This is a genomic window from Rhodococcus qingshengii JCM 15477 (assembly GCF_023221595.1).
GTDB lineage: Bacteria > Actinomycetota > Actinomycetes > Mycobacteriales > Mycobacteriaceae > Rhodococcus_F > Rhodococcus_F qingshengii.
In genome coordinates, this window is the sequence record NZ_CP096563.1 from 2479505 (window position 1) to 2498057 (window position 18553).

At 64.8% G+C, this 18553-nt stretch carries 17 protein-coding genes; 12 read left to right on the forward strand and 5 right to left on the reverse strand.

The features are described 5' to 3' along the window. The first annotated feature begins 1 nt into the window (after nucleotide 1). The gene (locus M0639_RS11405; protein WP_007729420.1) at nucleotides 2-1159 is read left to right on the forward strand and encodes a THUMP-like domain-containing protein; all 1158 of its coding nucleotides are present in this window, start codon (nucleotides 2-4) and stop codon (nucleotides 1157-1159) included. 1 nt (nucleotide 1160) lies between these two features. Here M0639_RS11405 and M0639_RS11410 read toward each other — a convergent pair whose 3' ends face one another. Continuing rightward, complete coding sequence (locus M0639_RS11410; RefSeq protein ID WP_064075198.1) at nucleotides 1161-2468, reverse strand: outer membrane protein assembly factor BamB family protein; 1308 nt, start codon at nucleotides 2466-2468, stop codon at nucleotides 1161-1163. A gap of 137 nt (nucleotides 2469-2605) precedes the next feature. Here M0639_RS11410 and M0639_RS11415 point away from each other — a divergent pair, with 137 nt between their 5' ends. Together M0639_RS11415 and M0639_RS11420 are read left to right on the forward strand one after the other, a co-directional pair. Further along, nucleotides 2606-3370: an acyltransferase gene (locus M0639_RS11415; RefSeq protein ID WP_003944741.1), complete on the forward strand. Its 765-nt coding sequence runs from the start codon at nucleotides 2606-2608 to the stop codon at nucleotides 3368-3370. A 97-nt stretch (nucleotides 3371-3467) separates the two neighbouring features. After that, on the forward strand, nucleotides 3468-4103 hold the full coding sequence (locus M0639_RS11420) for a maleylpyruvate isomerase family mycothiol-dependent enzyme (RefSeq protein ID WP_003944749.1): 636 nt from the start codon (nucleotides 3468-3470) through the stop codon (nucleotides 4101-4103). An 18-nt stretch (nucleotides 4104-4121) separates the two neighbouring features. Here M0639_RS11420 and M0639_RS11425 read toward each other — a convergent pair whose 3' ends face one another. Genes M0639_RS11425 through M0639_RS11435 form a run of 3 tightly spaced genes read right to left on the reverse strand, consistent with a single transcriptional unit; the run spans nucleotide 4122 to nucleotide 7698 of the window. Then, nucleotides 4122-5366, reverse strand: coding sequence for a glycosyltransferase family 4 protein (locus M0639_RS11425; RefSeq protein ID WP_003944732.1), 1245 nt, complete (start codon nucleotides 5364-5366; stop codon nucleotides 4122-4124). After that, nucleotides 5363-6889, reverse strand: coding sequence for a 1,4-alpha-glucan branching protein domain-containing protein (locus M0639_RS11430; RefSeq protein WP_064075209.1), 1527 nt, complete (start codon nucleotides 6887-6889; stop codon nucleotides 5363-5365). Before M0639_RS11430 ends, M0639_RS11425 begins: the two co-directional genes overlap by 4 nt. Before the next feature lie 29 nt (nucleotides 6890-6918). Beyond that, nucleotides 6919-7698 (reverse strand): class I SAM-dependent methyltransferase, encoded by a 780-nt coding sequence (locus M0639_RS11435; protein WP_064075208.1) that lies wholly within the window; start codon nucleotides 7696-7698, stop codon nucleotides 6919-6921. 271 nt (nucleotides 7699-7969) lie between these two features. On the opposite strand from M0639_RS11435, the gene M0639_RS11440 reads away from it, so the two are divergent. The 9 genes from M0639_RS11440 to M0639_RS11480 all read left to right on the forward strand — a co-directional run bounded on the left by M0639_RS11440 (nucleotide 7970) and on the right by M0639_RS11480 (nucleotide 17757). Next, entirely contained in the window at nucleotides 7970-8770 is an 801-nt protein-coding gene (locus tag M0639_RS11440) for an electron transfer flavoprotein subunit beta/FixA family protein (protein ID WP_003944754.1), read from the forward strand. A 48-nt stretch (nucleotides 8771-8818) separates the two neighbouring features. Next, nucleotides 8819-9775: an electron transfer flavoprotein subunit alpha/FixB family protein gene (locus M0639_RS11445; RefSeq protein ID WP_003944698.1), complete on the forward strand. Its 957-nt coding sequence runs from the start codon at nucleotides 8819-8821 to the stop codon at nucleotides 9773-9775. 135 nt (nucleotides 9776-9910) lie between these two features. After that, on the forward strand, nucleotides 9911-10747 hold the full coding sequence (locus M0639_RS11450; protein ID WP_064075199.1) for a GNAT family N-acetyltransferase: 837 nt from the start codon (nucleotides 9911-9913) through the stop codon (nucleotides 10745-10747). Continuing rightward, nucleotides 10747-11646, forward strand: coding sequence for a lysophospholipid acyltransferase family protein (locus M0639_RS11455; protein WP_007729400.1), 900 nt, complete (start codon nucleotides 10747-10749; stop codon nucleotides 11644-11646). Before M0639_RS11450 ends, M0639_RS11455 begins: the two co-directional genes overlap by 1 nt. A gap of 52 nt (nucleotides 11647-11698) precedes the next feature. Further along, nucleotides 11699-12928: a cysteine desulfurase family protein gene (locus M0639_RS11460; RefSeq protein WP_019747909.1), complete on the forward strand. Its 1230-nt coding sequence runs from the start codon at nucleotides 11699-11701 to the stop codon at nucleotides 12926-12928. After that, on the forward strand, nucleotides 12928-14040 hold the full coding sequence (gene mnmA, locus M0639_RS11465; RefSeq protein ID WP_064075200.1) for a tRNA 2-thiouridine(34) synthase MnmA: 1113 nt from the start codon (nucleotides 12928-12930) through the stop codon (nucleotides 14038-14040). Before M0639_RS11460 ends, mnmA begins: the two co-directional genes overlap by 1 nt. Continuing rightward, the gene (locus tag M0639_RS11470; protein ID WP_064075201.1) at nucleotides 14037-15059 is read left to right on the forward strand and encodes a uroporphyrinogen decarboxylase/cobalamine-independent methonine synthase family protein; all 1023 of its coding nucleotides are present in this window, start codon (nucleotides 14037-14039) and stop codon (nucleotides 15057-15059) included. Before mnmA ends, M0639_RS11470 begins: the two co-directional genes overlap by 4 nt. Nucleotides 15060-15139: 80 nt before the next feature. Further along, nucleotides 15140-17221 carry an NAD-dependent DNA ligase LigA gene (gene ligA, locus M0639_RS11475; RefSeq protein WP_007729389.1) on the forward strand — a complete coding sequence of 694 codons (2082 nt, stop codon included), beginning with the start codon at nucleotides 15140-15142 and terminating at the stop codon, nucleotides 17219-17221. Between the two features lie 47 nt (nucleotides 17222-17268). Beyond that, on the forward strand, nucleotides 17269-17757 hold the full coding sequence (locus tag M0639_RS11480; protein ID WP_003944764.1) for a GNAT family N-acetyltransferase: 489 nt from the start codon (nucleotides 17269-17271) through the stop codon (nucleotides 17755-17757). 13 nt (nucleotides 17758-17770) lie between these two features. On the opposite strand, the gene M0639_RS11485 is transcribed toward M0639_RS11480, so the two are convergent. Beyond that, nucleotides 17771-18421, reverse strand: a complete 651-nt coding sequence (locus M0639_RS11485) for an ACT domain-containing protein (RefSeq protein ID WP_064075202.1) — start codon at nucleotides 18419-18421, stop codon at nucleotides 17771-17773. Between the last annotated feature and the right edge of the window lie 132 nt (nucleotides 18422-18553).

Genomic DNA, 18553 nt, shown 5'->3' on the forward strand with positions numbered 1-18553 from the left:
ATTGGGTTATGACTTCACCCTCGGCGACGTCGACTATCTCGGAAGTGATTCCGGCGTAGCTGCCTTGGCCGAGGTGGATCAGCTCGAACTGTCCACGCGTACGCGTCTGGCCGACATCGGCCGGACGCGTACGCGTTTCGGTGATCACATGCCTGCGCTCGTGGACACCGTCCTGCTTCGACGCAAGGCCGTTACGAAACTGCCCGGCAGTGATCAGTGGTTGTTCACGGACGACGCGATGCAGCAGGCCACTCCCGGTGTTGTGGCGGCGCACCGCGCGCAGCGTCTGATCGGGCGCGACGTCCACGACGTGACGTGCTCCATCGGCGCCGAACTGCATGCCTTGACCGGAGTTGCGCATCGCGTGATCGGCAGCGACATCGATTCCGTTCGCCTGGCGATGGCACAGCGCAATGTGCCGAGCGCAGCGTTGCTGCGGGCCGACGCGCTCCGCCCGACGACACGCGACACCGTCGTACTGGCAGACCCCGCACGGCGATCGGGCGGTCGCCGCACTCACGATCCGGCAGCGTTGATGCCACCTCTACCGGACCTCATAGAGGCGTACTCCGGCCGTGATCTCGCGGTGAAGTGTGCTCCCGGACTCGATTTCGACAATCTGGGCTGGGACGGGGAAGTCGAGGTCGTCTCGCTCGACGGCGGCGTCAAGGAAGCCTGCCTGTGGTCGACGGGACTGGCCGAGTCCGGCGTCACGCGCCGAGCTTCGGTGCTTCGCTCCGACGGGAGCGGGTGGGCGATCACCGACGCCGAGGACGACGTGATTCCGGAGCAAGCGCCGGGGGAGTGGATCATCGACCCGGACGGAGCGGTAGTGCGCGCGGGCCTCGTGCGCCACTACGCGGCCAGACACGGCCTCTGGCAGCTCGATCCACGCATCGCTTATCTGACCGGTGACAGCGTCCCTGAGGGAGTTCGCGGATTCCGGATCCTCGAGCAGATCAAGTACTCCGAGAAACTGCTCAAACAGACACTGTCCAAGCGGGACTGCGGTGTGGCCGAAATCCTGGTGCGAGGAGTCGACGTGGACCCGGCAGTGCTGCGTCCACGGCTCAAGCTCAAGGGCTCGCTTGCGCTGAGCGTCGTGATCGTACGGATCGGGCGATCGGCGTCGGCCTTCATCTGTGAGGCATCCCGCTAGCTCACTTGAAGACGAACAGTTCACCGATTGCGCTGGGCGTCAACACTTCGCCCTTGGGGCCGATCGAGGTGCCGACGGTGAAGCCGACTGCTCCCGGCAACGTGTCCTGATCCACCGTCTCACCGGTTTCGGTGTCGAAGGTGATCAGGCTCAGTCCGTTCTCACCCTCGCGTACGACGGTGTATCCGGTGTTGCCGGCGGTCTGCGCCGGAACGCCCAGTTGCAGAAGGTCTTTACGTTCCCAGGCCAGTTCGGCGTGATCTCCCTCGTCGCGCACGGCAAGGAGGTGGCCCTTGTCGCCGCCGGCGGGAATGATCAAACCGTCGTCGGACGTCGAGGCACTACCGGCCGAGTTGAAGCCGATGTCGTAACTCCACCTGGTGTCACCGGTTTCGGCGTTCACTGCCCAGAGAGATCCGTTGTTGTCGGTGGCGTAGACGGTCTTGCCGTCCTTCGACAGGTCCGGGCTCGACGCCGTTCCACCGGGAAGCGCGTCGGTGGACCACTCGCGGGTGATGGACGGATTGTCGCCGCCCGTGTACTTCATGGCGACCAGATCGGCTGCCCGAGAACTGGGTCCGTAGAAGGTGAAGTAGAACTTGCCGGTGCCCAGGTCCACTGCCGGGGTATTGGCCACCGGGCAGCCGGACGTGCCGAGGAAGCACTCGCTCAAACCCTTGTTGTCGGGAATGAGTTCTGCATTCGCGCCCTGGTCGATCGACGGCGGCGGGATCAGGTCGAACGACGGAACCACTTTTGCGCCGGTCTGCGGGTTGAGCACGTTGATCTGACCCAATTGGGTGATGAACAACAGGTTTCCGTCGCCGGTGAACTGTGACGAGAGAGGAGTGCCCACAACGAGCGTGCGCCAACGCAATTGACCAGTCTCGGTGAAGGACATCATCGCGCCGCTCTCGCCGACGTAGACATTGGTGGCCGTGTCGACGATGGGTGTGGACGCGACTACTCCGTCGTTGAGTCGAGCGCACCACTTCTTGCGACCCGTATCCATCTGGAACGAGAAGAGATTGCAGCCGTTCTCGGTGCGCGCGGTGACGAAGCTCTGACCGTTCGCGGCCACCGAGGCGTACGCGGCAACCGGACCGCCGAGAGGGCGTGACCATGCGAACTCGACATCGCGTGATCCGGTGACCGGGCTCGTGTCGCTGTTGCGGGCGTCGGCATGCATGGCCGGCCAACCCGCCGACGCGTACCGGTCCACCCGTCCGTCGTCGCTGCCGCAACCGGCGATCAGGGCCGCAGCGATCGCCGTCGACACCATCACGGACGACCGTAGGACCCGCCGCATCACAATCTCCCTGCCTTCACTTGATCAAGAGCCCTCGGTAACTGCACAAGCCCGGACCAGAGACTATCCCGACCGGGGCAACGTGACGGGGCACACCCCGAGGGTCGGTGAGTCGGCCCCACGTAGGCTGAACACTCATGACGAGCATGTGGGGCGCACCGTTGCGCACTCGATGGCGGGGATCACGCCGAGGCGACAGCGATCAGGCCAAGTTCTTGACGGTCGATTCCCTCAAATGGGTTCTGGCGAACAAGGCGTACACACCCTGGTATCTGGTGCGGTACTACCGTCTCGCCAAGTTCAAGATGGCCAACCCGCACGTGATCCTGCGCGGCATGGTGTTCCTCGGCAAGAACGTCGAAATCCATTCCACCCCCGACCTGTCCCGCCTCGAGATCGGGCGCTGGGTGCACATCGGTGACGGCAACGCGATCCGCTGCCACGAAGGCTCGCTGCGCATCGGCGACAAGGTCGTCTTCGGCAAGGACAACGTCGTCAACACGTACCTCGACATCGAAATCGGTGCGTCGACGCTCGTAGCCGACTGGTGCTACATCTGCGACTTCGACCACCGCATGGACGACATCAACACCCCGATCAAGGACCAGGGCATCGTCAAGGGCCCCGTCCGTATCGGCCCGGACACGTGGGTGGCAGCGAAGGTCACCGTGCTGCGAAATACCCGCGTCGGACGCGGTTGTGTCCTCGGGGCGCACGCCGTCGTCAAAGGCGACATCCCGGACTACAGCATCGCGGTCGGCTCGCCCGCGAAGGCGGTCAAGAACCGCAAGTCCGATTGGGAAGCCGGCGCTGCCGATCGTGCAAAGTACATCGCGGCGCTCGAGGACATCGCACGCAAGAAGGCTGCTGCGGACGCTGCCGACGCGTCGTCGACGTCGTAGCTCACTTTTTGGCAGAACCAGCGATTACTTTCGGCGCCGCCACCGGTCTGTATCGGTATCGGCGCCGAAAGTCTGCGCCGGTGAAAGGAGTGCCGACATGAGCGAACAGACACCCGAATGGGTCGTGGCGCAGCGCCGCGAACTGGTGGGATTTCTCGAAGGCCTGAGCACGGAGCAGTGGAACGCGCCGACCCTGTGCGAGGGGTGGCGGGTCCGCGAAGTGATCGCGCACATCACCATGCCCTACCGATACTCGGCGCCGCGATTCGTCGTGGAAATGGTCAAGTCACGCGGAAACTTCAACAAGATGTCGAACCGGCGAGCGCTCGCCGATGCGTCGGAAGTCGGTGAGCGACAACTGCTTGCCTCGCTTCGCGACAACGTTGCACACCCGTGGAAGCCTCCAGGCGGCGGCTTCGAGGGTGCGCTCTCGCACGACGTGATCCACGGTCAGGACATTCGCGTGGCACTCGGCGACGATTACGTGGTGCCCGAAGACCGGCTCACTCGTGTGCTCAGCGGACTCTCGCCCAAAACCGTGAAGTATTTCGGAACTGACCTCGACGGCGCTCGGTTGCGCGCCGACGACCGAGACTGGACGTACGGTGCCGGCGCCGAGGTTCACGGGGCGGCGCAGGATCTCCTGCTCGTGCTGTGCGGCCGGATGCTGCCACCAGGCCATCTGCTCGGGGATGCGAGTTCTCGTTTCACCGCGCCACTCCCGACCCCCTGAGATCAGCACAAAGCGAGCTCAGCGACCGGGCAGCGGACGCTCGGGGATCTGCGGACGGGCCAACGGCTGTCGCACCCGACGCTTCGCGCCCGCGTAGACGTGAGCAGTCTCCTCGGCGACCTGATGCCAGTCGAAGTCCGATGTCAGGCGTGCGCGGGCGGCCACTGCCCGTTCCTGTGCCCCGGCGGGATCGTCGAGTACCTCGCGGACAGCCGAGGTGAGCCCGGCGATGTCGCCCGGTTGGAAGGACATCCCCGTCACCCCGTCGACGACGGCTTCGCCCAGTCCGCCTGCGGTGGACGTGATCAGCGGAGTGCCGGCCGCCGCCGCTTCGAGGGCGATGATCCCGAACGGCTCGTAGCGCGACGGCAGGACGATGGCGTCCGCTCCGTGCAGCCAGCTGAGCAGTTCCGTGTGATCGAGGTTGCCGAGAAAGTCCACCGCCCGCGCGACGCGGTGCGTGCGTGCCTGTTGGTAGAGCCAGGTGAACTGGGTGCCTTCGCCCGCGATCGCGAGGGTCGTGCCGGGGTGGCTACGACGGATTCGGGGGAGTGCTGCGATGGCGTCCTGCACGCCCTTCTCGTATTCCAGGCGGCCGACAAAGAGGAGTTTCGGCGGTCCGGATCGCGGTCCACGTTCGCGAAAGTTCCACGTGGTCACGTCGATTCCGTTGCGGATGACGGTGATCGGCGGCAGCGTCGGGCCGTAGAGCTCGGTCACTTCTTCCTGCATGGACGCCGAACAAGTTATGAGAGAGTCGGATTCGTTTGCCAGCCACCACTCGACGGAGTGGACCTGGCGGTTGATGCGTCCGGAGATCCAGCCGCTGTGGCGACCCGCCTCGGTGGCGTGAAGTGTGGAAACCAGTGGGACATCATAGAATTCGGCCAGGGCGATCGCCGGATGTGCGACCAGCCAGTCGTGCGCGTGCACGACGTCGGGCTGCCAGCCCTCGCCCACTCCTGGCTTGTGCAGCGCCATCCCGGCACGGACCATCGCGTGACCCATCGCGAGGGTCCACGCGAGCATGTCCTCGCCGAAGACGAAGTGCGCGGGGTCCTCGGCCACTGCGACGACAAGGACGCCCTCGGAAATGTGCGTGATCGTCGGGTGCGTCGACGCATCCGTTCCGGAGGGGCGACGCGAGAGAACCACGACCTCGTGGCCTGCAGCAGCCAACTCGGTGGCGAGATGGTGGACGTGTCGACCGAGCCCGCCGACGACGACCGGTGGGTACTCCCACGAGACGATGAGAATTTTCACGACGGACTCAGTTCTGTGTCAGGTAGACGGCGAGCATCCAGTCCCGGGAACAACCCGTCGGCGCGATTCCAGCCTTCGGCGAGTCGCACGGCGACGGCATCGCGGCCGGAAACGAGCGCTTCGGAGATTTCCCTGGTCGCATGGGCGTGCTTGTGCGCACGTTCGCGGGCGTACCCCGCGGCCGAATCCTTGCTCACCATGAATGCCCAATCGCTCGAAACTGTCATCAGTGTCTCGCGAAGTACCTGATCGTTGACCCGGTTTCGCAGTTCCGGTCGGCCGGGTGCGTTGTCGCGTCCGCGAGACTTGTCCACGGTGGTGAGGGCGGTATCGACCACCTCGGAGTTCAGTTGCACCAGGTCGGACACCTGATCGCCGGCCCAGACACGCCAGTCCTTACCCGATCCCCAGGACGAATCCTCGAGTTGAACGGGTTCGCCGACGTATCCCGATGCCTTGGCGTCGGCGAGGGTGCCGACGCGAATTCCGGCCTCGGGAAGCGCGCGCAGGAGTTTTTCGAGCCACTGCGGACCTTCGTGCCACCAGTGCCCGAACAGTTCGGTGTCGAAAGCTGCGACCACCAGGGCGTCGCGGCCGATGCGGGTGGATTCACTGCGCAGACGCGCGCGAACGGTTTCGACGAAGTCGGCAACATGCTTGTCGACGGCGGCCGCAGCGAGTTCGGGGTCGTACGGCAACTTGTCGGCGGAGTCGACGGTCCGTCCGGTGACCCGCGACGGCTTGAGACCCGTCTCGTGGTCGTAGGTGTGGAAGTCGCGGTAGGCGGCGTGACCCGGATATCCGGACTTGGGGGACCAGACGCGGTAGCTGACCTGCAGGTCGCGGCCGAATGCAACTACGTCGGATTCTCGAACCGGGCGGCCGAGGGACGTGTCGCCGCGCAAGGCGGGGCCGTCGACCATGAAGTGGGTGACGCCCGCTTCGGCGTACCCGCGCTCCATGCCCGGGGTGTACCCGCACTCGGGTCCCCAGATCCCGGTCGGAGTGTGATTCCACCGGGCATGCGCGTCGGCGAGACCTTCGCGGAGGGAGAACGCCCGCAAGCGAGGATCGAGCAGCGGTTGGAACGGGTGGGCCAGCGGCCCGCCGAGAAGCTCGAAGGCCTCGCGATCGATGAGGTCGCGGAACACCGGTGAGGCGCCGTGCTGCCAGTGCGTCTCGAAATCTGCGAGAGCGGCAGCTGACGCCCGGTGTTCGCGCGCGCCGAGTTCGCGGTGCGCCGCGTCCGGCATGCCGGCAGCCTCGTGGGCGCGGATCTGCCAGTTGCCGAGCCAGTGATGCATCCCGGCGAGGCAGTGGGGATCGTCCAACTGGGCCGCGAGTACGGGCGTGATTCCCAGCGTCAGCAGGTGCGATCGGCCCTCGTCGGCCAGGCGTCGTAGCGCGGCGGCGAGCGGAATGTACGACGCAGCCCAGGACTGGTAGATCCATTCCTCGCCGACTGGCCATCTGCCGTGGTTGGCGAGCCACGGCAGATGGGAGTGCAGAACCAGGGCGAACATCCCCGGTTCGGTGACGGGTGTTGCGTTACTCACTCGCCGGTTTCCTTCACGGCAATAGCGACGAGGTCGAGGCTGTCGTCGATGTCGGGTTCGCTGATGCTGAAGTCGTCGACGGTGATGCCCTCGACGTCGCGGGTGAGATCTTCCGGCCAGGGCTCGCCGGCCAACGCGCGGTCGATCTGCGCATTGATGAACGATCCGCCGTGCTTGGCGTCGAGTTCCTTCAGGCGCGAACCGTGGTGGACGCCGGTCATCAACTGAACGCGGAATCCGGCGTCTTCGAGCAATTCGGTCATTTCGGAGGCGTTGAGCTCACGAGTGTGGAAAGGGTTGAGCGGCGTGTCGCGGCCGGGGGAGAAGGTGATCCGGTTGGGGGTGCTGATGAGAAGTTCACCGCCGGGAGCGAGAACTCGGAAGCATTCGCGTAGGAACTGACCCTGATCCCACAGGTGCTCGATCACCTGGAAATTGACGACGACGTCAACCGAGTTGTCGGCCAGTGGAAGCTCGGCGAGGTTGCCGTGGAGCATCTCGACGCGGGGGTAGCGGGCACGGACGTGCTCGACCGCGGAGATGTCGTAGTCGAGGCCGGTAACCTTTGTTGCGACGTCCGCAATCATGTTGGCGCCGTAGCCTTCTCCGGAACCGGCCTCGAGGACTCGGCGGTTCGTGCAGCGCTCCAGAAGTGCGCGGTACACCACTTCGTGGCGTCGGAACCAGTAGTTCTCCTCGGGGATTCCTGGCACGGTTCGTTCGCCCGTCAAGGGCAGGGGTGCGTCCTCGTGGTTGCTGACACTCGTTTCACTCACCCGTGCGAGATTAGTGCCATCCGAGTAGAACGTGTTCGCCGTGGTCCAGATCACTGCTGTCAATTCCTGTTCGTGCCGTTATGGTGGACGAGGTTCCACGTTAAGTTACCCACCGGTAACTTAACGTGGGGTAATCTAACGCACAGCCGACGTGAACCGAGAAATTCGCCCGTAGGGAGACCTGTCGGACTCTCTTTTCGGACGCTCGGACTGCGCGAGCACCACAGACGATTTATCAGGTGAATTACACACAGGAGGTCGACGAAGACCCATGACGAATATCGTTGTTTTGATCAAGCAGGTCCCCGACACATGGTCCGAGCGCAAGCTGACCGACGGCGACTACACGCTTGACCGTGAAGCCGCCGACGCAGTCCTCGACGAGATCAACGAGCGCTCCGTCGAAGAAGCACTCCTCATCAAGGAAGCTCAGGGCGGTGAGGTTACGGTGCTGTCCGCAGGTCCCGACCGCGCCACCGACGCTATCCGCAAGGCTCTCTCGATGGGCGCCGACAAGGCCGTCCACATCAACGACCCGGCACTGCACGGCTCCGACGCGATCCAGACCGCATGGACGCTCGCTGCTGCTCTCGGACAGATCACCTTCGAGAACGACGAGCCTGCCGACCTGATCATCGCCGGCAACGAGGCCACCGACGGCCGCGTCGGCGCTGTTCCGGCCATCATCGCCGAGTACCTGGGCATCCCGCAGCTCACGCAGCTGCGCAAGGTCGTCGTCGCCGACGGCAAGATCACCGGTGAGCGCGAGACCGACGAGGGCGTCTTCGGCCTCGAGGCTTCGCTGCCCGCGATCGTCTCGGTCACCGAGAAGATCAACGAGCCGCGCTTCCCGTCCTTCAAGGGCATCATGGCCGCGAAGAAGAAGGAAGTTCTCGTCTACACGCTGGCCGACCTCGGAGTCGACCCGGAGACCGTCGGAGTTGCCAACGCCGGCACCACCGTGACGTCCTCCACCCCCAAGCCCCCCCGTACCGCTGGTGAGCGCATCGTCGACGAGGGAGACGGTGGCACCAAGATTGCCGCGTACCTCGTCAGCAACAAGGTCATCTGATCGCGCCCTTCTAGACATCCAGCAGAAGAACTCAGGGAGAGTTAAGTCATGGCAGAAGTACTTGTGCTCGTAGAGCACGCAGAGGGTGCGCTGAAGAAGGTCAGCACCGAACTCATCACCGCTGCACGCGCACTCGGTGAGCCGTCGGCAGTTGTCGCCGGCCCCGCGGGCACCGCAGCAAAGCTCGCCGACGCTCTGGCAGCAGCCGGCGCCGAGAAGATCTACGTCGCCGAGTCCGACGACATCGACGGCTACCTGGTCACCCCCAAGGTCGACGTTCTCGCCGCTCTGGTCGAGTCCACCAGCCCGGCAGCAGTCATCACCGCAGCCGGCACCGAGGGCAAAGAGGTTGCCGGTCGTCTGGCCGCACGTCTGGGCTCCGGATTGCTGACCGACGTCATCGAGATCAAGGCTGACGGCACCGGCGTCCACTCCATCTTCGGTGGCGCGTTCACCGTCGAGGCCAAGGCCAACGGCGACGTTCCGGTCTACTCGGTTCGTCCGGGCGCAGTCGAGGCTGCTCCGCAGGCCGGCGCAGGCGAGCAGATCACCGTCGAGGTTCCGGCCCAGGACGAGAGTGCCGTCAAGGTCACCTCGCGTGAGCCCATTGTCGGCGGCGACCGCCCGGAGCTCACCGAGGCGTCGGTTGTCGTCTCCGGTGGACGTGGTGTCGGCAGCGCGGACAAGTTCTCCGTCGTCGAAGAGCTGGCCGACTCCCTCGGCGCTGCAGTCGGTGCTTCGCGTGCCGCTGTGGACTCGGGTTACTACCCCGGACAGTTCCAGGTCGGTCAGACCGGTAAGACGGTCTCGCCGCAGCTGTACATCGCGCTCGGCATTTCCGGTGCCATCCAGCACCGTGCCGGCATGCAGACGTCCAAGACCATCGTCGCGGTCAACAAGGACGAAGAGGCACCCATCTTCGAGATCGCCGACTTCGGCATCGTGGGCGACCTGTTCAACGTCGCACCGCAGCTCACCGAAGCTGTGAAGTCCCACAAGGGCTGAAAAGCACAAACTGCTGTGCGCCTTTATCAACCCCCCGCGGTTGATAAAGGCGCACAGTGCTTTATTCACCCGGCCTGCATCGGCATGTCACTTCGTCGATACCGAGACGCCGTTCGCGCTCGATAAACCTTGCGCATGACAATTACGTCAGTCCTTCGCTCCGCGAGTGACAATCTCGGCCGTGAGGTCGCCCAGCCGAGATATTCCCTGATCGTCTCCTCCGACCGCGAGCATCGTGTCGCTGCGCAGCGCCTTCGATACCGAGTGTTCGCCTCCGAGCCAGGCTTCTCCCTCCCCGCTTCGGCCGGGGTGTTCGAACTCGACGCCGACGCCTTCGACGAATTCTGTGATCATCTACTCGTTCGTGACAACATCACCGAGGAGTACGTCGGCTGCTACCGAATGCTGCCGCCGGATTCCGCCGCGGCGGCGGGTGGGTATTACACCGCAACCGAATTCGACATCTCCGCGCTCGATCCGGTGTCGAACAGGATCGTCGAAATGGGTCGCGCGTGCGTCGATCCCGCGCACCGCACCGGATCCGTCCTGAGCCTGATGTGGTCGGGCATCCTGCACTATCTCGAATTGACCGGATACGAGTGGGTGATGGGCTGCGTCTCCGTGCCCGTCTTGCCGAGCCCCGATTCAATCGCCGGCGCCGATGTCCGCGGCGTCCGTGACTTCGTGATGAACAAGCACGCCAGTCCGGGGTCGCGGCGGGTGATCCCACGAAACCCGGTGGTCCTCGGGGGTCTGACGCTCGACGAGATCGCCGCACCGGAACGCGTGACGATGCCACCGTTGCTCCGTGGTTACTTGCGGATGGGCGCGATGATCTGCGGGGAACCTGCTCACGATCCCGAGTTCGGTGTGGCCGATTTTGTTGCGCTGCAGGGCCTTCACTCCGCCAACAAGCGCTATCTGGAACGGCTGCGATCGGCGGCCGCCGCACACGAGTCGGGGATCGGCTGATGACCGCGGCGGTGCCGTACTGGGTGCCGACGAGCCCCTGCGGCGACGGGTGCCTACCCGCGGACGCACCCGGTGTGTCGAGTATCACCGTGATGGCCCGCGGGGTCATGGTCGGTGCCGCACTGTTGACTGCGCCTGTGCTTTCGGCCGGCTGGCTGCTCCCGCGCACCTGGCGTACTGAGATGCAACGCGGATACTCGCGCGCGTTGCTTCGTTGTCTGGGGATGAAGCTGACGGTCGACGATCAGCGGTTGGGGCGCGCGGAACCTGACGGGGTCATGGTTGTCGCCGGTCACGTGTCCTGGACCGATGTCCTCGTCGCGAGCGCCGTTGCTCCGGCCAACTTCGTCGCCCGCGCCGACCTGCTCGACTGGGCAGTGCTCGGCGGTCTCGCGCGCCGGATGCGCGTCGTCCCCATCGACCGCGCTCGCCTGCGTGAACTCCCCGGAACCGTCGACGTCGTTCGCGAACGCCTGCAGCGAGGTGTCCGGGTGATGGTGTTCCCCGAGGGAACGACCTGGTGCGGGCGGGCGTACGGCGGTTTTCGTCCGGCGATGTTCCAAGCAGCCGTCGACGCCGAATGCCCGGTTCAGCCGATGGCGATCCGCTACGAGAACGCCGACGGTTCCCTGTGCACCGGACCCTGCTTTGTCGGCACCGAAACGATCGGTCAGTCCATCCGTCGGATCCTGCGTCAGAAGAACGTCGAGGTGAAGGTCAGGCTGGCTCCGCTCGAGGAGGCAGGGGAGTGTCGAGCCGATCTCGCGCAGCGATGCGAGAGAGCCGTACGCGGCGTCGACATCATCGATCTGGCAGCTCACGACATCTTCGACCCCGCACCGGAACTCGTGACACAAGCCGTGGGACAAATCGATCCTTCCCCGGCGATGAGCGCTTAGCCTGCTGAGCGAGGCTGGTCGAACTCTCGTGCTGGGCTATCCTTGTCAAGCCATGACTCTGCCTGCACACAGTGCCCACGCCGGATTTCCGGTGTACCTCGATCATGCCGCCACGACTCCGATGTCGGCAGCCGCTATCGAGGCGATGACCGATACCTTCAAAACCGTGGGTAACGCGTCCTCGCTGCACGGCTCCGGCCGTGCGGCCCGGCGCCGCGTCGAGGAATCGCGGGAATCGATCGCCGCCAGCCTGGGTGCGCGGCCGTCGGAGGTCATCTTCACCTCCGGAGGCACCGAGAGCGACAATCTCGCGGTCAAGGGCATCTACTGGGCTCGCCGTGACGCAGACCCGCGACGCACTCGCATCCTGGCCAGCTCCGTCGAGCATCATGCTGTGCTCGACGCCGTCGAGTGGCTCGAGCAGCACGAGGGCGCGCGCGTGACGTGGTTGCCGGTCGACGAGAACGGTGTCGTCGATCCGCAGACCTTGCGTGACGAGCTTTCCGTCCACGCCGACGAGGTAGCACTCGTGACGGTGATGTGGGCCAACAACGAGGTCGGCTCGATCATGCCGATCGTGGAGTTGGCGGAGATTTCGGCTGAGTTCGAGATTCCGATGCACAGCGACGCGGTTCAGGCCGTTGCGCAATTGCCGGTCGATTTCGCGGCGAGCAAATTGTCCGCGCTGAGCATCGCGGCGCACAAGTTCGGTGGTCCGCACGGCGTCGGCGCACTGCTGCTCGGACGCCAGGTTCCGTGTGTGCCGCTCCTTCACGGCGGCGGACACGAACGTGATCTGCGTTCGGGCACTCCGGATACTGCGGGCGTTGTCGGGATGGCTGCGGCGCTGCGCGCAAACGTCGAGAACTTCGATTCCAGCACAAGGGAATTGGCGCAGTTGCGTGACCGTTTGATCGACGGAGTCCTGGAGATTCTTCCCGAGTCGGTGCTCAACGGCCCGACCGGATCCGATCGGCTTCCCGGTAACGCGCACTTCACCTTCCCCGGCTGCGAGGGCGATTCGTTGCTGATGCTGCTCGACGCCGCCGGTATCGAATGTTCCACCGGTTCGGCCTGCACCGCCGGTGTGGCCAGAGCCAGCCATGTCTTGATCGCGATGGGCGTCGAATCGCCCGTCGCGCGTGGCTCACTGAGATTTTCGCTCGGACATACGTCGAGTGTCACCGATGTGGACGCGCTCATCGCTGCGCTTCCACAAGTAGTAGAGCGCGCTCGGGCCGCCGGTCTTGCCGGTGCCGGTTCGCGTGGAGGGGATCGCTGATGCGAGTACTCGCAGCCATGAGCGGAGGTGTCGACTCCGCTGTCGCCGCCGCCCGCGCTGTCGCCGCCGGACACGACGTCGTCGGCGTTCATCTTGCTTTGTCCACGGCGCCGGGCGCATTGCGGACGGGTTCGCGTGGATGCTGCTCGAAGGAAGATGCCGGCGACGCCAGGCGCGCCGCCGACGTTCTCGGAATACCCTTCTATGTCTGGGATTTCGCCGATCGCTTCAAGGAAGACGTGATCGACGACTTCGTGGCGTCGTACGCAGCGGGTGAGACCCCCAATCCGTGCCTGCGCTGCAACGAGAAGATCAAGTTCACCGCACTCGCCGACCGTGCAGTCGCTCTCGGCTTCGATGCCGTGGCGACCGGTCATTACGCGCGCCTCGAAGACGGCGTCCTACGCCGGGCGGTCGACGCGGACAAGGACCAGTCGTATGTCCTCGGTGTGCTGACGGCTGATCAGCTTTCGCGAGCGATGTTCCCGATCGGTGACACACCGAAAGAACAGATCCGCGAGGAAGCCGCCGAGCGCGGTCTGGCTGTGGCGAACAAGCCTGACAGCCATGACATCTGCTTCATCCCGACCGGCGATACCCGAGCATTCCTGGGTGCGCGCATCGGCGTTCGTCCGGGAAGCGTCGTCGACGCCGATTCTGGTGAGGTCCTCGCTGCACACGACGGCGTACACGGCTTCACGATCGGACAGCGCAAGGGCCTCGGCGTCGAAGGTCCCGCAGGTGACGGCCGTCCGCGGTACGTGACCGCGATCGAGCCCGAAACCGGAACGGTGCGAGTCGGTTCGGCCAAGAATCTCGACGTCTGGGCCATCTCGGCGCAGCGTGCGATCTGGACCTCGGGCCAGGCGCCGGAGGGCCCCGTCGAATGCATGGTGCAGGTCCGTGCGCACGGCGGACTTGCGCAGGCCGTTGCGGAGGCCGTCGACGACGGTACTTCGGGCGGCGGCATCTCCATTTCGTTGCGCGAACCACTGACCGGCGTCGCGAAGGGCCAGGCCGTCGTGTTGTATCGCCCCGACCGCGAACTGGGTGACCAGGTCCTCGGCAGTGGCACCATCTCGGGCACCGAATCCGAGCCGAACACACTGTGACGCAGCAGGTTTCCATCGGTGGTCTCGTCACCGGAATCGGATCCTGGCCGGGCACGGATGCCCGCGAAAGTGCCGCAACCATCCTCGGTGAGCTGGGTGGTTTCCCGCATCTGGTGGAGTTGCCGAGCCGCGGTCTCGGTGCTGACATGGTCGGCCGGGCGGGGGCAATTCTGGTCGACATCAACCTCGACGCCTCGACCCGTGCCTATCGAGTCGTGCCTCGGAGGGGCAATGTCGCGAAGCGAGCCGAGGACTTTCTGAATCAGGATCTCGACGCGCTCGAGGAAGCCTGGGAGTCGGCGCGCTTGGTCGGCGGAGACCACGTCGTCAAGCTCCAAGCCGCCGGCCCGCTGACACTCGGCGCCGAGATCGAAGTCGCAAACGGTTCGCGAGTTCTCGTCGACCGCGGTGCGCTCCGCGACATCGCAGAATCACTCGGTGAGGGTCTCGCGCGTCATGCGGCCGAGGTCACTCGCCGCACCGGCGCCGCAGTGGTGATCCAGTTGGACGAGCCGCAGATCGCGGCAGTTCTGGCCGGTTCGCTGCCTGGGCGCACCAAGATGGAGAGCGTTCCGGCACTGCCGGAACCCGAGGCACTCGCCGTACTCGACTCGACGATCAGCGGTTGCGGACTGCCCACAATCGTCCACAGCTGCGGCACAGACATGCCGTGGGATCTACTGAGGCGAAGCCAGGCGTTCGGCGTGAGCTTCGACATGTCGCTCATCGGCTCACGCGATCTCGACGGTATCGGCCAGTTGTTCGACGCCGGCAAGGAATTGGCGCTCGGTCTGGTTCCGTCCGTGGAGCCGGAAAAGCCGGTGACGTGGAAAGAGTGTGCGATGCCCGCCGTCACACTGGTAGATCGTCTCGGCTTCTCGCGTGAACTCCTGCAGACCCAGGTCGCGATCACTCCGCGTTGCGGTCTTTCGGGTGCGAACCTCGACTGGGCTCGTGCCGCCCTTCGGCTGTGTACAGACGTCGGAAAGGCATTGGTGGACGATCCGTCGGCGTTCTAGTGTGTGCGTTCCGATGTGAGTCGTGTGGTGTGTCGGTGTGAACCGATAATCTTCTAACTGTGACTGAAACCGCGGATGCAATGCAGCCAGCCCCCAACGAGGCGCGCGAGCAGTGGACGGAGCTGGCCGAAGAGGTACGCCAGCATCAGTTCCGCTACTACGTTCGTGATGCGCCCGTCATTTCGGACGGTGCATTCGACACATTGCTCGGGCAGCTCAATGCTCTCGAAGAGCAGTACCCGGATCTGCGAACTCCCGACTCTCCGACGCAACTCGTCGGTGGCGGATTCGCGACGGACTTCACGTCCGTCGACCACCTCGAGCGGATGCTCAGCCTCGACAACGTCTTCGACGAGTCGGAGCTCCGAGCATGGATCGCCAAGGTAGAGCAGGAAACCGGGCCGGAACTGCACTATCTCTGTGAAGTGAAAATCGATGGTGTCGCCCTCAATCTCGTCTACGAGAACGGCAAACTCGTTCGTGCCGCAACCCGCGGTGACGGTCGTACGGGCGAGCTGGTCACGCTCAACGCCTTGACGATCAACGACATCCCGGAGCGCCTTACCGCCACGGACGAGTACCCGATTCCGAGCCTGCTCGAGGTGCGTGGCGAGGTGTTCTTCCGCCTCGAGGACTTCGCAGCACTCAATGCCTCCCTGGTGGAGGAGGGGAAGGCGCCGTTCGCCAATCCGCGCAACTCCGCGGCGGGCTCCCTGCGTCAGAAGAATCCTGCCGTCACCGCGCGTCGCCGCCTCGGAATGATCTGCCACGGGTTCGGGCGCATGGAAGGTTTCGAGCCGGCCTCGCAGTACGACGCCTACGTGGCCCTCGCCGCCTGGGGTCTGCCGGTGTCCACGCACACCTCACGGGTGGTCGGCGCCGACGCCGTGGTCGAGAAGATGAAGTACTGGGGAGAACACCGCCACGACGTCGAGCACGAGATCGACGGGTTGGTGGTCAAGGTCGACGAGATGTCGTTACATCGACGTCTGGGCACCACGTCGCGCGCACCACGGTGGGCGATCGCGTACAAGTACCCGCCGGAAGAGGTCACGACCAAGCTCCTCGACATCCGGGTCAGTGTCGGACGTACGGGTCGTGTGACGCCGTTCGCGTACATGGAACCCGTCACGGTGGCGGGTTCCACTGTGTCCTTGGCCACGCTGCACAACGGCTCGGAGGTCAAGCGCAAGGGTGTGCTGATCGGCGACACCGTGGTGTTGCGCAAGGCCGGAGACGTCATCCCCGAGGTTCTCGGTCCCGTGGCAGACGTTCGTGACGGTACCGAGCGCGAGTTCGTCATGCCGACACATTGTCCCGAGTGCGGCACGTTGTTGGCACCCGCGAAAGAGGGCGACGTCGACGTGCGATGCCCCAATCAGCAGTACTGCCCGGCGCAGTTGCGCGAGCGCGTGTTCCACGTCTCGGGGCGCGGTGCATTCGACATCGAGGTGCTCGGGTACGAGGCCGCGACCGGGCTGTTGGAGGCGAAGGTCATCGGCGACGAGGGCGATCTCTTCTCACTCGACGCCGAGAAACTGATCGAAGTTCCGATCTTCCGCACCAATGCGGGATCCCTGTCCGCCAACGGAAAACGCTTGCTGGCCAACCTGGATTCGGCCAAGGACAAGCCGCTGTGGAGAGTGCTTGTGGCACTGTCGATTCGGCACGTCGGCCCCACTGCCGCGAGGGCGTTGGCCGGCGAATTCGGCTCGCTGCAACGCATTCGGGAAGCCTCGGTCGACGAGTTGGCTGCAGTGGACGGCGTCGGATCGACTATCGCCGCCGCCGTCGTGGAGTGGTTCTCCGTCGACTGGCATCAGCAGATCGTCGACAAGTGGGCGTCGGCCGGAGTACGCATGGAGGATGAACGCGACGATTCGATTCCGCGCAATCTCGAGGGCCTCTCGATCGTCGTCACCGGTTCGCTCGAGACCTACTCGCGTGATCAGGCGAAGGAAGCGATTCTGGTGCGCGGCGGTAAGGCGGCAGGGTCGGTCTCGAAGAAGACTGCGTTTGTCGTCGTCGGTGAAGCGCCCGGTTCCAAGCACGACAAGGCGGTCGAATTGGGTGTGCCGGTGCTCGACGAAGACGGCTTCCGGCGGTTGCTCGAAGATGGCCCGGATGCGGTCGCTCCCACCGATTTGGACGAACCAGAGTGACTTTGTCCGATTTCTGAGATTGGTGTGCTGGGTGCGATAGTGACGCCATGATCGAGATTCGTGAAGTTCTACCGGCTGAGTTCGAGACCGTCGGGGAGCTGACTGTGCAGTCGTACGTGGGTGGCGGATTTGTCGCCGGCGGATCGCCGTACGCGGAGCGCCTGCGAGACACCGCAACTCGGGTGGAGCAGGGCCGGGTGCTGGTTGCGGTTCTCGGTGACGAAGTCGTGGGCTCGTTGACGATTGCAGAACCCGGCACGCCCTTCGCGGATGTTGCGCAGAAGGGCGAACTCGAGTTCCGCATGCTCGCAGTCTCGCCGCAAGCTCGGGGATCGGGCGCCGGAACCGCATTGGTTCGCGCAGTGATCGCCGAAGCCTACGACCGCGGCGATCACTCGGTGGTCATCTCGACGCAGCCCGAGATGGTCGATGCCCGTCGTATCTACGACCGCAACGGTTTCGTCCCCGATCCCGAGCGGGCGTGGGAGCCGATTCGCGGTATGGAACTGACCGTCATGGTTCGCGGCCTGGCCTGATCAGCCGGCCTGGTCAACCCAGTACCGTCGCCACGATTCCTGCGAGGTAGCCGAGGCGGGCTATCTCCGAAGGGCGGAATTCGGGCCCACCGGGACGACCGAGCATGAGGACTCGTTTGCCGGAGCCGAGAGGTGCGGCAGCGAGGCTGGTGTTCATGTCGCGCCATACGTCCGGAACCCAGTCGGCCTCGCCGTCGAGGGCGGTGGGCTTGTCCAGTGGCATCCACGGAATGTCGGTGGCGTGGGTTTCCGGCGCGCCGGCACTACCGACGACGCGGTACGCACCGTGCTTGCCGATGTCCGCGACGACGCACCAGCCGACTCGCAGTACACGCGGCGCGCCGTCGACGAGGACCTGTAGTCGATCGTTTCGGGCCGTCGCAACGGAATCTATGAGTTCGAGCTCGCGGTGAGTGTCGAGAATCCCGGCGTAGGGGCGGATCGAATCGACCAGCACGTCCGGTAGATGCTCGGCAGCGGTGATCAAGGTGTCGGGCAGCGCGCCCGGTTCGACGTCGACCACGAGGTCGTCGATGGCAAAACCGTCACCTCGTTCCACGACGTCGAGGGAGAGGATGTCTGCGCCCACGGATCCGAGAGCTACGGCGAGCGCGCCGAGGCTGCCTGGTCGATCGGGCAGTTGGACGCGAAGCAGGTACGACACGTGCGTGCCTTTCGCTGATCGGTTCTCGCCCGGATCACGTCGACCCGGGCCTGACTCATCTTTGCACTTGCCCAACCTGCGATGGTGGGCGCCGCGGCGGCGTCACGCCAGATGCACATGCTTGTCACACGA